Source organism: Micromonospora noduli (assembly GCF_003264365.1).
Lineage (GTDB): Bacteria > Actinomycetota > Actinomycetes > Mycobacteriales > Micromonosporaceae > Micromonospora > Micromonospora noduli.
Genome location: NZ_PYAK01000041.1, coordinates 38056 through 52432, shown reverse-complemented (window position 1 = coordinate 52432; position 14377 = coordinate 38056). Strand labels below are relative to the sequence as shown.

At 72.6% G+C, this 14377-nt stretch carries 14 protein-coding genes and 1 riboswitch; of the genes, 4 read left to right on the top strand and 10 right to left on the bottom strand.

Going from position 1 to position 14377, the window contains the following annotated elements; translation table 11 throughout:
- Nucleotides 1-1248: CDP-glycerol glycerophosphotransferase family protein (locus tag GUI43_RS24595; protein WP_112699884.1), on the top strand; the 1248-nt coding region annotated here is incomplete at its 5' end.
- Between the two features lie 48 nt (nucleotides 1249-1296).
- On the opposite strand, the gene GUI43_RS24590 is transcribed toward GUI43_RS24595, so the two are convergent.
- The 5 genes from GUI43_RS24590 to GUI43_RS24570 form a co-directional block, all read right to left on the bottom strand.
- The gene (locus GUI43_RS24590) at nucleotides 1297-2043 is read right to left on the bottom strand and encodes an alpha/beta fold hydrolase (protein WP_112585537.1); all 747 of its coding nucleotides are present in this window, start codon (nucleotides 2041-2043) and stop codon (nucleotides 1297-1299) included.
- A gap of 123 nt (nucleotides 2044-2166) precedes the next feature.
- On the bottom strand, nucleotides 2167-3015 hold the full coding sequence (locus GUI43_RS24585; RefSeq protein ID WP_181541904.1) for a C39 family peptidase: 849 nt from the start codon (nucleotides 3013-3015) through the stop codon (nucleotides 2167-2169).
- Nucleotides 3016-3248: 233 nt separating this feature from the next.
- Nucleotides 3249-3389: riboswitch (cyclic di-AMP (ydaO/yuaA leader) on the bottom strand.
- 284 nt (nucleotides 3390-3673) lie between these two features.
- Nucleotides 3674-4444, bottom strand: a complete 771-nt coding sequence (locus tag GUI43_RS24580) for a hypothetical protein (protein ID WP_112585533.1) — start codon at nucleotides 4442-4444, stop codon at nucleotides 3674-3676.
- A gap of 133 nt (nucleotides 4445-4577) precedes the next feature.
- Nucleotides 4578-5012: a hypothetical protein gene (locus GUI43_RS24575; RefSeq protein ID WP_112585531.1), complete on the bottom strand. Its 435-nt coding sequence runs from the start codon at nucleotides 5010-5012 to the stop codon at nucleotides 4578-4580.
- A gap of 92 nt (nucleotides 5013-5104) precedes the next feature.
- Complete coding sequence (locus GUI43_RS24570) at nucleotides 5105-6340, bottom strand: acyltransferase family protein (RefSeq protein ID WP_249037838.1); 1236 nt, start codon at nucleotides 6338-6340, stop codon at nucleotides 5105-5107.
- A 299-nt stretch (nucleotides 6341-6639) separates the two neighbouring features.
- Between GUI43_RS24570 and GUI43_RS24565 the strand changes: the two genes are divergently transcribed.
- Nucleotides 6640-7803 carry a glycosyltransferase family 2 protein gene (locus GUI43_RS24565; RefSeq protein ID WP_112585645.1) on the top strand — a complete coding sequence of 388 codons (1164 nt, stop codon included), beginning with the start codon at nucleotides 6640-6642 and terminating at the stop codon, nucleotides 7801-7803.
- Between the two features lie 133 nt (nucleotides 7804-7936).
- Nucleotides 7937-8989, top strand: coding sequence for a pseudaminic acid synthase (gene pseI, locus GUI43_RS24560; protein WP_112585529.1), 1053 nt, complete (start codon nucleotides 7937-7939; stop codon nucleotides 8987-8989).
- A gap of 30 nt (nucleotides 8990-9019) precedes the next feature.
- On the opposite strand, the gene GUI43_RS24555 is transcribed toward pseI, so the two are convergent.
- Genes GUI43_RS24555 through GUI43_RS24540 form a run of 4 tightly spaced genes read right to left on the bottom strand, consistent with a single transcriptional unit; the run spans nucleotide 9020 to nucleotide 11804 of the window.
- Nucleotides 9020-9544: a hypothetical protein gene (locus GUI43_RS24555; RefSeq protein ID WP_211326755.1), complete on the bottom strand. Its 525-nt coding sequence runs from the start codon at nucleotides 9542-9544 to the stop codon at nucleotides 9020-9022.
- Nucleotides 9528-10283, bottom strand: a complete 756-nt coding sequence (locus GUI43_RS24550) for an SDR family NAD(P)-dependent oxidoreductase (RefSeq protein ID WP_112699883.1) — start codon at nucleotides 10281-10283, stop codon at nucleotides 9528-9530. Before GUI43_RS24550 ends, GUI43_RS24555 begins: the two co-directional genes overlap by 17 nt.
- A complete protein-coding gene (locus GUI43_RS24545; protein WP_112699882.1) occupies nucleotides 10276-11556 on the bottom strand; it encodes an AMP-binding protein in 1281 nt (426 codons plus the stop codon). Before GUI43_RS24545 ends, GUI43_RS24550 begins: the two co-directional genes overlap by 8 nt.
- On the bottom strand, nucleotides 11553-11804 hold the full coding sequence (locus tag GUI43_RS24540) for an acyl carrier protein (protein WP_091401397.1): 252 nt from the start codon (nucleotides 11802-11804) through the stop codon (nucleotides 11553-11555). The genes GUI43_RS24545 and GUI43_RS24540 overlap by 4 nt, the downstream gene beginning before the upstream one ends.
- 100 nt (nucleotides 11805-11904) lie before the next feature.
- Between GUI43_RS24540 and GUI43_RS24535 the strand changes: the two genes are divergently transcribed.
- Nucleotides 11905-12414 (top strand): GNAT family N-acetyltransferase, encoded by a 510-nt coding sequence (locus GUI43_RS24535; RefSeq protein ID WP_091401394.1) that lies wholly within the window; start codon nucleotides 11905-11907, stop codon nucleotides 12412-12414.
- Between the two features lie 102 nt (nucleotides 12415-12516).
- On the opposite strand, the gene GUI43_RS24530 is transcribed toward GUI43_RS24535, so the two are convergent.
- Complete coding sequence (locus GUI43_RS24530) at nucleotides 12517-14253, bottom strand: glycosyltransferase family protein (protein WP_112699881.1); 1737 nt, start codon at nucleotides 14251-14253, stop codon at nucleotides 12517-12519.
- Nucleotides 14254-14377 lie beyond the last annotated feature (124 nt).

Sequence of the window (14377 nt, the reverse complement as noted above, 5' to 3'; positions counted from 1 at the left end):
GCCGCCGCGCTCGCCCTGCCGACCGGTGTGGCGCTGGCCGCCAGCCTGCTGGTCGGCGCGGGCGCCGGTGCGGTCGCACTGGACCTCGCCCGGCGGCGGTTCCGGCCGCGGGCCGGTGGCGGGTCGGTTACCGCCGCGCTGCGCCGGCACCAGCCGGAGTTCCTGCTCTACTTCTCCGCGCCTCCCGGCTCGGAATACCAGGTCACCATGTGGCTGCCGTACCTGGAACGGATCGGCCGGCCGTTCCTGGTCGTGCTGCGTGAGCCGGAGTTCCTGGCACCGATCGCGGCAGCCACCGACGCGCCGGTGGTCTACTGCCCCACCCTGCAGGCGATAGACGAGGCGTTGGTGCCGAGCCTGCGGGCGGCGTTCTACGTCAACCACGGTGCGAAGAACAGCCACTGCGTCCGATTCACCCAGCTCACCCACATCCAGCTGCACCACGGCGACAGCGACAAGGCGCCGAGCGCCAACCCGGTGTCGGGGATCTTCGATCGGATCTTCGTGGCCGGGCAGGCGGCGATCGACCGGTACGCCCGCGCCGGAGTGCAGATCCCGGCGGACAAGTTCGTGGTGGTGGGTCGCCCACAGGTCGAGTCGATCGAGGTACGCCCGGAGCCCGCAAGAGGGTTGGCGCACCCGACGGTGCTCTATACGCCGACCTGGACCGGGCACCACGCCGACGCCGACTACTGCTCGCTGCCGGTGGCCGAAAGCCTGCTGCGCCGACTGTTGGAGCGCGGCGCGACGGTGATCCTGCGGGCCCACCCGTACACCGCGCAGAACCCGGCATCAGCCCGCCAAGTGGGCCGCCTGACCGAGTTGCTCGTCGCAGACCGGGCCCGCACCGGCCGCCAGCACCTGGTCGGCGCGGCGGCTCGGGAGCTGAGCCTGACCGAGTGCGTCAACACCGCCGACGCGCTGGTCTCCGACGTGTCCGGCGTGATCTCGGACTTCCTCTACTCCGGCAAGCCGTACGCGGTCACCGACATGGGCGACGAGGGCGACCGGTTCGTGGAGCGGTTCCCGCTGGCCGGGTCGGGTTACGTGCTGCGCCGGGACATGTCCAACGTGGACGAGGTGCTGACCGCACTGCTGGACACCGATCCGCTGGCCGAGGCCCGCTGGGCCACCCGCCGCCGCTACCTGGGTGACTTCCCGGCCGAGTCGTACGCTGAGGCGTTCCTGATCGCTGCCCGCCGGGAGCTGGCACCGGCTGAGACACTGACCGCGTCCACACCGGCGTAGGGTCTGTTTCATAAGGGCGGTCGAGCCGAGGCCGGCCGCCCTGACCGCTCAGCGGTACGGGTCCAGCAGCGCCAGCACCGCCGCCGGGTCCTCCACGTGCGCGTTGTGCCCGAGACCGGGCAGCGTGGCGACCGGTACCCCGTACTCCTTGAGCTGTTCGTCGGTGACCATCGGATCGTTCTCCCCGCGCGCCAGCACCACCGGCACGTCGGTCGCCGCCAGCAGCGCGGTCAGGTCGGGCTCGCCGACGGCGAAGGCGGTCGGGTCCATGGCGAGGCGCCACCGGCCGTCGACCTGGCGCAGCCCGGCGTCCACCACGGGGTGGTCCGGCGGGACCAGGCCGGCCAGCCCGGAGACCCGCAGGTAGCGGCGAGCCGCCTCGGTGCGGCTGGCGAACCAGCTCACCGGGCGGGCGGCGACCTCGGCCGCGCGGGTCAGCTCATCGGGTGACCAGAGCGCCTTGATGCCCAGCCCGACGACCGCGTCCACCGGCGTTCCGGCGTCGCGGGCGGCCAGCGCCAGGCCGACCACCCCACCCAGCGAGTGCCCGAGCACGACGAGCCGGTCGTCGGGAGCGAGGGCCTGCGCGACCTGCTGGGCGAAGCCCGCGAAGGAGTACGACGGCAGCGGCGACGCCCAGCCGTGGCCGGCGAGGTCCGGTGCCAGCCACCGCCCGGGCCAGTGCTGCTCAAGGTACGGGGCCCAGGGCAACCACACGTCCCCGGTCGCTCCCATGCCGTGCAGCAGCAGCAGGACCGGCCTGCGGCCGGCGTGACCACCCGTCTTCTCCACCACGGCCGCAGTCTCCCACGGTTCACGGCCGGGTACGAGAGCCGTCGATGACGGACCGCGCTGACAAACGCCGCGGGCGCCGGCCCCTTGTGGGAGACGGCGCCCGCGGCGGTCAGCGTGCCCGGGTCAGGCGGAGTAGCCCCGGCTGGTGATCCAGTTGGCCAGGTCGATAGTGGTGATCCAGTACGACGGGTCGGCCGGGTTCGCCGAGTCGGCGATCCGTACGGTGCGACCGTTGTCCTTGTAGCCCACCACGGCGATGTAGTGCCCGCCGCCGTAGGAGTGCCAGCCGCCGTCGGTGTCGGTGGCGTCCCCGACGACGTTGGCCACCACGCCCCGGCCGTCGGTGATGGCCTTCACCACGTCGGCCTGGAGGCGGTCCATCTGGGCCGGGCTGGGCGCGCCGGGGAACATCCGGGTCCGGTACGGGGAGCCCTTCACCTCGGCGTTGAGCACCCGCGTGGTGTCCTCGGCCGAGTTGGTGCCCATCTCGGTGGTGCCCAGCTCGGCGCCGAGCTCCTGCTGGGTGCGGTCGATGCCGGCGGCGCTGAGTGCGTTCCGGGTGGCCGCCGGGCCGCAGTTGTAGTACGTGTTCTGCGCCTCGTAGTCGTAGTCGAGCACCTTGGTCGCGGGCGGCTTCGGCCGCTCCGGCTTCCGGGTCAGGTCGGGGTTGCTGCTGGCCTTGGCGGCGGGCGACGCGGCGCTGGTGGCCGGGGCGGCCGTGGTCGGCACGGCGCTGGCCGAGGGGGACGCGTCCCGAGCCTCGCCGCGGGAGGCGGCGACGTCGCTGCGCATCTCGGCGACAGTGGTCGCGGTGCGCTGGCCGGCCGGGGCGTCGTCGGCAGTGGTGAGCAGGGCGCCGGTGGTGGTGGCGATCGCGAGGGCCGCCGCGGAGGCGGCGACGATCTGGTACGGGCGTTCGGTGGCGAGGCGGCGGAGCTGACGCTGCAGGGTGTGCTTCACGGGGTCCTCCACGGATCGGGGGGAGAGCGGCACACCGGGGCCGGACCGGTATCCGGGCAGGCGCCAGCGCGCGGACAGTGGTCCGCGGATGGTGAACCGCTCAGGGGAACGCCCGGCGCGGCCGGGCGGGGAAGGCGATGACCCGGGGGGTCAGCTCACCGTCACGCGACGAATGAGCGGGTGCACCGCCGCGCCGTGGAGGCGAGGGAACAACCGAGGGGTGGAAAGGTGCTGCACGAGGATGGGACTCCTTCCGACACCGCCTACCGGGTTAGCTGACGGATTCGGGCGGGAAGACGCCCTACCGCGGGCCGTGGCTCGCGGATTCACCCCGGACTTACTGGTGGGTCCCCGGTTCGTTGATCACGATTAAGCGGGTCGATGCGGCGTCGCGTCTTGCGATCGGTTACCGCACCGGACGGCACGACACTACTGGCGTCTCAACGCCCTGCCAAGCCAGGTTCACCTGCGTAAACCCCAATCGGCGCGACAATTTCTGCGCGTATTGCCGATGATGTGACTCGATGGGACAAGCGGTTACGGCGACGCCTGCGGGCGACAACCGGACAGGCCGCAAACAATGCGGCCACAATCGCGTGAACAATCCCGCCGATCGCGTCGGACGTCCGGTTTCCCGATTGGGTGACCGGCCTCACATCACGGATTGGGCTCAACCCGCCCGGGCCGGGCGCCAGCGTGCCACGACGGTGGGACGCAACGCCCCGGCCACCGTGCGGCGCGCGGGGACCAGGGTCGGGCGTAGCCGGGCCGCCGCGGCGTACGCCTCCTCGGCGAGGGCACGAGCCGAATCGGCGGCCAACTCCGCGTCGCGCCAGGCGGCCCGCTCACGGTCGGCGGCCACCTGGTAGTCGGCCAGCCGCGCATCCCGGACCACCCGGCTGATCAGCACCTCCTGCTCGACCGGGTGTCGCCGGGGATCCCAGCCGCGCCGGTGCCCGAACACGTCGCCGAGCTGCGCCATCGTCAGGTCGCCCCGCCAGTACGCCGCCATCGCCGCCCGGTGCAGATAGCGTTCCCGGGCGGCGTACTCAGCCGGAGTGTGCGGGGTCTGCGGGGTGGGCAGCGCCCCGGCGCCCGCGAAGCGACGCGCGGCGGAGTCCGCCTCGTCGTACCCGATCCAGGCTTGCTCCAGCTGCTCCTGAGCGGTCAGCCACGCGGCGCGTCGTCGCTTGGCGGTGGTGGCCGCGCCGGCCGCGGCGACGGCGACCTCCTCGGCGTAGCGGCGCCTGTCGACGGCCTCGGCGGCGGCCAGCTCCCGAGGAGTGGGCCCGGCCGGGAGCGGGTCGTCAGTTGGCCGGTCCCGTTCGGGGCGGGCGGCCAGCACGGCGAGCAGGCCCAGGGTCAGCAGGAACAGCGTCGACCAGATGGCGGCGGCCCGCGGCATCTCGGTCACGAACTGGTAGAAGACGACGGTCTCCATGGTCGGCACCTCGGGGAGAGAGCAGTGCGATGGGGAGCCGCGCCGACCAGTGGGCCACGGCGGGCCACGGATCGGCGGGTCAGGGAGCGGGTGGGTCGACAGGGCGCGGTGTCGGGACGGTCGTCCCGGTGGCTCAGCGCCCGGGTGGAGCCCGGGAAGCCCGACCACCCGCTGCGTCGACGAGGGACGGCCGATCAGATTCGGCCGCGCGGACCGGCAGCACGCCGGCCGCGATGGTGCCCTGATCGCCGGGGAGCGCCACCGGCGTGTCGACCGACCATGTCGGGACCGACTCCTCGGCGGCCTCCGGCGGTATCGCCGGGGCCGGGCGGGCCGCACCGTGTGCCTCGGAGTGGCGGTAGCAGGCCGTCAGCGACCCGGCGGCGACCGAGGCTGGCACCGCGCTCGACGTCGGCACCGGGCCGGGTGTTGGCGTGGCGGCCGTGGCCGTGGCCGTGGCCGGGCCTGCGCCGAGCGCCAGGGCCGCGACGACGGCGAGGCTGGTCAGCACCCGAGTCGCCCAGCGCGCCACCCACCACAGCGGACATGTGAACGCGACCGGAAGCACGTCCCCACGCTACCGTCGCGCCGACCCGGGCGCACCGACCACGGGCGTGTCGGAGCACGCCGCGCCGACCTCGTTGACCAGGGTGGACGTTGTCAGCGCAGGTCGACGTACGTTGATCGACCGGCGGGCTGACCGACCTCGTCGGCAGGTCCGTCGACCTCGCCACGGGCGCTGCTTGCGGGGTCCCGTGCGTCATCGTCGCCGGCCGCCCGTTGTCGGGGGACGGGCGCCGGACGGGCCGCACGGCGCGGCGCGAGCCGGCGCATCATCGGGGTTTCGACGAAGCGGTGCAGCAGCCCGGCGAGGATCAGGTTCGCCGCCAGGAAGCCGAGCACCACGGCCGGGCCACGCCAGCCCGCGAAGCCGATCCCCCACGTCCCGCTCCAGCGCAGCACGCTCGTCATCACCAGGACGTGCACCAGGTAGAAGGCGAACGAGACCTCACCGAGCCAGACCACCGGCCGGGACCGCCACGGCGAGCGCCGACCCCGCACGTCCGCGTCCGCGGCCGCGGTGATCACCAACAGGTACGCGACCGCGAGCAGCGTGGTCCACAGCTCGGCGCGGATCCACTGCGCGGCCGCCACCCAGGTGACCACGAAGATCCCGCTGGCCACTGTCAGCCCGGGACCACGCCAGAGCCCCCGGCGCATCAATTCGGCCGCCACCGCGCCCAGCCAGAACTCCAGCGACCGCACCGGCGGGAAGATCTGGGTGAACCACCAGCGGCTCACCTCCGGCACCAACTCCTGTGCCGGCCAGAGCGCGAGGATCAGCAGCGGCAGCACGACGATCAGCGCCCAGAGCAGCTTCGGTCGGGCCCGGCGCAGCAGCGGCAGCGCCAGCGGCAAACAGAGGTAGAAGAAGAACTCGCAGGACAGCGACCAGCTGACGGTGTTGATGCTGTAGAACCAGCCCGGCCGAGGGTCCCACGCCTGCAACAACAGCAGGTTCTCCAACGCCGCCGCCGGCAGGACCGGGTCGGCGAACCACCAGGCGACCACCAGCGTCGCCGCGAACAGCACCAGGTGGTTCGGGTAGATCTTGGCGATCCGCCGCCGCCAGAAGGTACGCCGGGAGTCCCCCTCCCGGGCCGACCAGACCAGCACGAACCCACTGAGGATGAAGAAGAACTGCACCCCGGAGAGACCGAGGGTGAACAGCGCGTCGATGACAGCCTTGTAGTCCGGCTCGGCGATGATCCGCATGGTGCCGGCGTGAAAGCCGAAGACCAGCAGCGCGGCGATCCAACGCAGCCCGGTCAGCGAGGGCAGCCGGGGCGGGGCCGGTGCGGGCCGGGCGGCCGACGTCGCGGCGACGCTCGTCATGCCGGGATCCCGGCGCTCGGCAGGGTCACCAGCACGGTCGTAGCCTCCTCGTCGCGGCGTCGGACGGCGCGACGGCGACGCCCACGACGACCCGGCAGGGCCGCACCGAGGCACCCTACCGGGTCACTCCCGGGTGAACCGGACGCATCCCACCCGCCCCACGAGCCCGCGATCCCCGGGTCCGAAAACGCCCACCCGCCCGGCGTTAACCTTCCGCTGGGCGGGAGTTCAGAGAGTCCACCATCGGCGGCAACGTCAGGTTCCGGGGCCGGCCACCCGGGTCGTCGAAGGTGGCGGACGTGGTCAATGAGCCGACGCACGCACCGCTGCTGAGCATCGTCGTGCCCGTGTACGGCGTCGAGGCGTACCTGTACCAGTGCCTCGAGTCGATCCGGGCCGACATCCCGGCGGGCGAGTCGGACGCGGTCGAGCTGATCGCCGTCGACGACGCCTCCCCGGACGGCTGCGGCGACATGCTCCGCTCGTACGCGGTCAGCCGCGACGGCGTGCGCGTCGTGCACCTGAGCAGCAACGTGGGTCTGGGGCTGGCCCGCAACGCCGGGCTCGACGTGGCCACCGGCCGGTACGTCTGGTTCGTCGACAGCGACGACTGGTTGCCGCCGGGCACGATCGCGGCGGTGCTGGACCGGTTGCGCCAGCACCAGCCCGACGTGCTGATGCTCGATCACCTGCGGATGCACGAAGGCGGCAGGCGGGAGGTCGACGCGAGCAGCCCGCTGCTGCGCGGGATCACCGGCGTCACCCGGTTGGCCGACCAGCCGCAGCTGCTGCGGGTGCAGCACACCGCCTGGAACAAGGTGGTCCGCCGGGACTTCATGGACGAGTTGGAGCTGCGGTTCTTCCCCGGCTGGTACGAGGACATCCCCTTCAGCCACCCCCTGCTGATCGGGGCCGAGAAGATCTCCGTGCTGGACCGGGTCTGCTACCTGTACCGCCAGGGCCGCCAGGGCGCCATCACCTCCACCCGCAGCGGCCGGCACTTCGACGCCTTCGCCCAGTACGAGCGGCTGATGGACTGGGTCGCCCGAAAGCACCCGGACGAGCGGTTGCAGGCCGAGCTGTTCGAGCTGATGATCAGCCACTACCTGGTGGTGGTGGGCAACGACGGCCGGCTGCACCCACACCTGCGGCGCGACTTCTTCCACCGGGCCGCCGCGCACTACCGTCGCTACCTGCCCACCGGCGGTTACCCGCTGCCCCCGGGAGTGACCGGGCTCAAGCACCGCCTCATCGGGCGGGGTGACTGGGTGGCGTACTCGGCGCTGCGCCAGGCCCATCGGGTCGCTGGTCGCCTGCGTCGACCCGGCCCGGCGGTCAGCGCCGACGGCGGTTCGCTCGCCGCCGACGAGGACCCGGGGCGAGGGGCGAGCGCCGGGCCGACGCGCGACGGTGGGCTCGCGCCGGAGCGGCGTGACGCGCTGGCCGTCGGCCGGCTGCCGTGATCGACCCCACCGCGCAGCACGCCGGGAGCCGGGGCGGCTCCCGACGCCCTGATTTCCCAGGTCGTCCGCCCGCCGGGTGGACGACGACAGCACCACCGCACCCCGGTGCGGGCGTACCTGAGCAGAGGTCGGAATGACGGCGACAATCAAGATCGGACCGCACGCGGTCGGTGCCGGGGAGCGACCGTTCGTGGTCGCCGAGATGTCCGGCAACCACAACGGCGATCTGAACCGGGCGCTGGCCATCGTCGACGCGGTGGCCGCGAGCGGGGCGCACGCGCTCAAGCTCCAGACGTACCGGCCGGACACCATCACCATCGACGTCGACACCCCGGCGTTTCGGATCTCCAGCGGGCACGAGCTGTGGGGCGGGGAGAACCTGTACCGCCTCTACGAACGCGCGCACACCCCGTACGAGTGGCACGCCCCGATCTTCGAGCGGGCCCGCGAGCGGGGCCTGACCGTCTTCTCGTCGCCGTTCGACGCGACCGCCGTGGAGCTGCTGGAGTCGCTGGGCGCGCCCGCGTACAAGATCGCCTCGTCGGAGCTGGTCGACCTGCCGCTGATCCGACTTGTGGCCAGCACCGGCAAGCCGATGGTGATCTCCACCGGAATGGCGACGGTCGCCGAGATCGACGCCGCCGTACGCACCGCCCGGGCCGGCGGCGCGGCGGGCATCGTCCTGTTGGCCTGCACCGCGTCCTACCCGGCGCCGCCGGCCGACAGCAACCTGCGCCGGTTGCCGGTGCTGGCCGGCGCGTTCGACGTGCCGGTCGGGCTCTCCGACCACACCCCCGGCATCGGGGTGGCGGTCGCCTCGGTGGCGCTCGGCGCCTGCTTCATCGAGAAGCACGTGACGCTGGACCGGGCCGACGGCGGCGTGGACTCGGACTTCTCCCTGAACCCGGCGGAGCTCACGGCCCTGGTCGCCGAGTCCGGCCGCGCGTACGAGGCGCTGGGCGGCACCGCGATCGGACCGACCCCCGCGGAGCGGGAGGGGCTACGGTTCCGCCGGTCCCTTTTCGTGGTCGAGGACGTCCGGGCCGGCGATCCGGTGACCGCGCACAACGTCCGCTCGATCCGGCCGGCCGGCGGGCTGGCGCCCGTGGAGATCGACCGGGTCCTGGGCCGCACCTTCACCACCGACGTCCCGCGTGGCACCCCCCTGAGCTGGGACCAGATCTAACCCCAGCCGCCCCGCCCCGCGATCTTGCAGTTACTGTTCCGGCGAAAGGCGCGCAAGCCGCGATTCGGCGTCACAAAGTGCAAGATCGCGGGGCGGGAGGGTCGGGGCGAAGCCGACGGTGACCACCAGGTCGGCCACCCAGAGGGTCCGCCAGATCGCCGATCCGTCGGCCGGCGTACCCAGACCATGGCGCCGCCACCACGCCGCCACCGACACATCGGCCAACTTGCACCAGCATTCGGCCCGCGTCCAGCGGGCCCAGAAGTCCGCCGTGCCGAACCGGCGGGCCAGCGCCGGGGGCACCGGGGCATCGGCGCGCTCCGCGTCGACGGCCACCCGCCAGCCGGGCGCCGGTGGGCCGTACCAGCCGACGCACCGTCCATCGTCGAGGTGACTGCGGGTCACCGCGTCTGCCATCGCGGCCGGCGACCCGATGCGCAGATGCTGCTCGGCGGCGACGAGCAACCCCGGCACCGGACGCGGCACGGCCGCCCCGCCGTGCCGTGCTGGTTGCACCGGCAGGGGAACACCCCGCAGGTCAGATGGCGGCGGCACCGTCCACCACTATGACCTGGCCGTTGATGTTGGTGTGCTCCCGCAGCAGCATCCGCACGACCGGGGTGACCTCCACCGGCTCGGTCAGGTGACCGGTCGGGGTGCGGCGCACGATCTGGTCGAGCTGGGTCGGACCGAGCACGGCGGACATCTCCGAGGCGAAGAATCCGGGCGCGACCGAGTTGACCAGCATCCGGCCGCCCAGTTCGCGGGCGAGCGAGCGGGTGGCGGCGTCCATGCCGCCCTTGGTGGCCGAGTACGCGACCAGGCCGGGGAAACCGCGCTGCCCGCAGATCGAGGTGATGTTGACGATCCGCCCGCGCAGCCCCTTGGCGAGCATCCGACGGATCACCAACCGGGTCAGCTGAAGCGGGGCCGTCAGGTTGGTCTCGATGATCCGGGCGATGTCGTCGGCGGCGGTGTGTGCGTGCAGGGAGTCCTGCCCCATGGCGGCGTTGTTGACGATGCCGTCGATCGGGCCGAGGCGCTGCTCCACCTCACGGACGAAGATCTGCGCGGCGCGCAGGTCGGTGACGTCCACCGAGCCGACGTGCACCCGGTCGGGGTGCTCGGCGGCGAGCTTCTCCAGCTCCGGGGTGACGGTGCGGGCGAACGCGGCCACGCGTACGCCCGCGTCGAGCAGGTCGGTGACGATGGCCAGGCCCAGGCCACGGGAACCGCCGGAGACGAGGACCACTGAGCTGGGCGGGACGAGCTGGGTGTCGGCTGGCTCAGACATCGCTCTTCAGGGTCTCCTTGACGGGAATGTCGGTCAGGACGCGAATGCGGCGTGGCACCGCGTGCTCGGGAAGCCGGTCGGCGCACCAGCGGACCAGCGCGGCCTCGTCCGGCACACCGGTGTCAGCGCCGGACGGGTCGGCAGCGGCGAGGACCACCTCGGCGACCACCATCCGCCCGAGCACCGGGGCGCGGCGGCCGGTCACCCGGGCCCAGGCCACCGCCGGATGCCCGGTCAGCACGCCGCGGACCAGGCCGGCGGAGACCTTGCTGCCACCGACGTTGATCTCGTCGGAGTCCAGTCGGCCGGTGATCAGCACCCGGCCGTCGAGCACCTGCACCCGGTCGCCGGTGCGGATCGGGCCGGCGAGACCGGCCCCGTGGTACGGGGAGGTGACCACCAGCTCGTCGTCGCGGACGGAGAGCGTCGGCCGGCCCGGGGTCTCCCGGTCCAGCCAGTCGACCGGGAACCCGGCCCGCCCGTCGTGCACCACAATGGACGCCCCCACCTCGGAGGACGCGTAGATCCAGGAGATCCGGGCCGTCGGGAAGACCTCCCGCAGCTGGTCCAGGATCGCCTGGTCCACCGGCTCGCCGCCGAGGGTGATCTGACGCAGCGGCACCCGGGCCAGCGCTTCGGCGTCGCGGTAGAGGGTGCGCCGCCAGAAGGTCGGGGTGCCGGACGCCGCGTCCACCCCTTGGGTGGCCGCGACAGTGGGCCAGTCGTCCAGCTCGTCCGGCTCGACCACCACCAGGTGCTGGCCCGGCTGGGTCAGCGACAGGGTGACGACCTGCCACCAGGCGTACGTGCCGGGGGCGTACGGGCAGAGCCAGGTGCGGTCGGGCTGATCGGCCCGCACTGTGGTCAGCGTGTCGAGGGTGTGCCCGACCCGCTTCGGACGCCCGGTGGAGCCAGAGGTCAGCAGCCAGAGCCGGCCCGGCTCGGCGGCTCGCGGCCGGGCCGGTGCGCTCGGGTGCACGCCGTCGTCGTCGAGGACGCTGACGGTGAACCCGGCGGCCAGCAGCTCGGTGCGCATCGCCGCGTCGACCCGACTCGCGGTGCTGAGCAGCAGCTCGGTGCCGTGCACGGCGTGCTGCCGCGCCGCGGTGAGCGCGTGCACTGCCGAGTGGGCGAGCACCGCCACCGGGTCGGGCAGGGTGGGCGTCGGCAGCGAACGCCAGGTCAGCGCGGCGCCACCGACGACGAGCCGGTTGTCGACACCGGCCGGCTCCGGGCTGGCGGGGGTCAGGTGGCGCGACGTCGCGACGGTCACTGGTGTTGAAGCTCGACGAGGAAGTCGAGGACGTCCCCGACGGTGGCGATGCGACGCAGCCCGGGGGCGTCGAAGTTGAGCTCCTCCCCCGTCTCGTCCTCCACCCGCAGGGCCAGTTCGGAGAAGTCGAGCGACCGGAAGCCGATCTCCCGCAACTGCGCCGCGTCGTCCGCGGGCAGCTCCTTGTCCTGATTCTTCAGGACCTGAGCCATGAGGTCGCGGATCTGCGCGCGACTCAATTCGTTCATGCGCCGCAGTCTACAACCCAACGAATGCCTATCTGATTTCCCGGTAGGCCCGGGTAAGGTGCCGGAACCCGACATGAACGGCTAGGAAAGCGAGACGCACGTGCTGCGCGAAGCGACGACGGACGACGTTCATCTGATGTTGTCCTGGCGTAATCAGGAAACCAATCGACAGGTCAGCAAGACCAGTCACGAGATCACCGCCGAGGAGCACGCCCGGTGGTGGTCGGCGGTCCGCGACGACCCGTCCCGGCGAGTGCTGGTGTACGTCCGCGACGACCGGCCCTGCGGTGTGGTCACCTTCTTCGACCTGCGGTTGGACGGCCCCCGAACCGGCGCGTGGGGCTTCTATCTCGACGCCGACGGGCTGGACGGGCGAGGCGAGACACTGCCGGCCTGGCTGGGTGTCATGCGGGAGGCCGTCGAGTACGCCTTCGACGGGCTGCACCTGGACCGACTCGACGGCGAGGTGCTCGGCCACAATACAGTCGTACGACAGATGAACCGGCGTTTCCGATTCGTCGAGGGCACCCCACGACAGGAGCTGTCCGACGGTCGGGAAATCACCGTCATCCCGATTTCCCTGGCTCGGGCCGACCGCCGCCAGCGCTGATTGTCGGACACTTTTCCGTAATGGACGGGAACCATTAACCGACAGTGCTCCCGGTGGACATCCGCCGTTCACGAATAGCGGTGTCCACCGGGGCGGGGTGGGTCAGGCCCGCCGCCAGGCCGCCCAGTGCTGTTCCGGGTTCCCACCGAGTCGGACGAAGCCGTACGCCGTGCCGTCCCAGTCATCGACCTGCCCCGGTGCCCAGCGGGCGAACACGACCTGCGCCGCCGCAGGCGGCTGCTTGTCGCCGAACCACCGGACGTCGGTCCAGGTCACCTGATGGCTGAGGTTGAACCGGAGGACGTAGTGCACGCCGGTCGAGGCCCACACCCGCTCGCCGGGGCGGACGCCGACGTCGGCCACCCGGGGCGTCGGGGCGGTGCTCTCGGCGGCCGGTCGCACGATCCGTTGGTCGATCACCTGCATCGTGACGAGGTTGACCACCACGAGGGCGCCGAGGATCGGCAGCCGCAGGCGGGGCACCCGGGCCGCGGCGACGAGCAGCACACAGCCGGCGATGCCGACCAGCGACCCGACCACCGGTCGCAGCTCCCGCCAGCCCCCGGTCAACGCCACCAGGTCCGGCGCGCTGAACCCGCCGTAGCGCAGCTGGTGGCCCTGGCTGGCCACGTACGCGAGTCGGGCCGCGATCAGCGCACCGCCACCGACCAGCAGCGCCACCGCGACCGCCGCCCGGCGCAGCACCACCCGCCAGCCGGCGGTGAACAGCACCCCCAGCCCGACCAGCAGCCAGAACGGCGCCAGCATCTGCACGTACCGGCCGTAGATCGCGTCCAGCGGCTTGCCGGTGATGCCGGAGAGGATCACCGACGCGCCGCCGGCCACCCCGACGGTCACCACCAGCGCCACGCCCATCGTCCAGCGGGCCGCGTCGCCGTGCCGTGGACGCCACAGCTCGCGCACCGCGCCGGCCCAGGCCACCCCGGCCATTCCGAACGTGATCACCACGAGGTACCAGAGCTGGGTGGTGACAGCGGCGCTCACCCGGGCCACGCCCTGGGCGGAGGCGATCGCCTCGAACGTGCTACCGCCAGGGGTGCTGCCGAGCAGGTAGACCTTGCCGCCGAGGTAGCGGATGGCGGCCTCGTTGACGAGCGCCATGGCGAGCACCGGCAGCAACGCCGCGAGCACCACGGGCGGGCTGATCCGGCGACGGACGAACAGCAGCAGCACCAGCCCGGCGTGCACGGCCACGATCACCAGGCCGCGGGAGTGCAACAGGTGGAACCCGCCGACGAGCAGGCCCACGGTGGCGGCGGCGAGCGGGCCGGGCCGGGTGATCCACCGGTGCACGGCGAGCAGCCAGGCGACCACGAGCGGTGCCATCACCGCGTCGATCATGGCGACGCCCGCGTAGAAGGCGGTGGCCGGCAGGGTCGCCGCCGCGACCGCGCCGAGCAGCGCGTACGAGCGGCGCAGCTGGAACAGGCGGCGACCGAACAGGTACGCCAGCGGCAGCAGTGCCGAGTTCACCATCGCGTTGATCAGCTGGACGATCCGGTAGCTGTCGGTGAAGTCCCGGTCCCCGAGGAACGCCGGCGAGATCAGCATCGGGTAGCCGACCCGGCGCAGCAGGTCGTTCTCGCTGCTGAAGCCCCCCGGACCGCCGGCCAACGCGCGGGCGGTGTTCAGGTAGCTGTCCTCGTCGGTGTGGGCGATCGGCAGCACGACGTGCCGGGACCACCACATGCGCCAGGCCACGCTGAGCACCCAACCGACGACCAGCAGCAGCGGCACCAGCCAACGTCGGGAGGGCGGGCCGCTCGGCGTCTCGGCCACCGCCACCGGCCGTTCGATCACGTCACTACCGGGTGCCATGAACGCCTCCAGAATTGCCGGCCGGACCGGGCCCGCGCTGGTCCGACGGGCCCACCGGCCGGCGTCGGTGACGTCCGGGGTGGCCCGCTCGCATCGAGCCGGTGTGGATGTCGGGTGAACGTGG

Excerpts from the sequence above, each read along its gene's own strand:
- pseI (WP_112585529.1), top strand. The coding sequence starts at position 7,937 with ATGACGGCGACAATCAAGATCGGACCGCACGCGGTCGGTGCCGGGGAG.
- GUI43_RS24570 (WP_249037838.1), bottom strand. The coding sequence starts at position 6,340 with ATGACGAGCGTCGCCGCGACGTCGGCCGCCCGGCCCGCACCGGCCCCG.
- GUI43_RS24530 (WP_112699881.1), bottom strand. The coding sequence starts at position 14,253 with ATGGCACCCGGTAGTGACGTGATCGAACGGCCGGTGGCGGTGGCCGAG.
- GUI43_RS24580 (WP_112585533.1), bottom strand. The coding sequence starts at position 4,444 with ATGGAGACCGTCGTCTTCTACCAGTTCGTGACCGAGATGCCGCGGGCC.
- GUI43_RS24550 (WP_112699883.1), bottom strand. The coding sequence starts at position 10,283 with ATGTCTGAGCCAGCCGACACCCAGCTCGTCCCGCCCAGCTCAGTGGTC.
- GUI43_RS24540 (WP_091401397.1), bottom strand. The coding sequence starts at position 11,804 with ATGAACGAATTGAGTCGCGCGCAGATCCGCGACCTCATGGCTCAGGTC.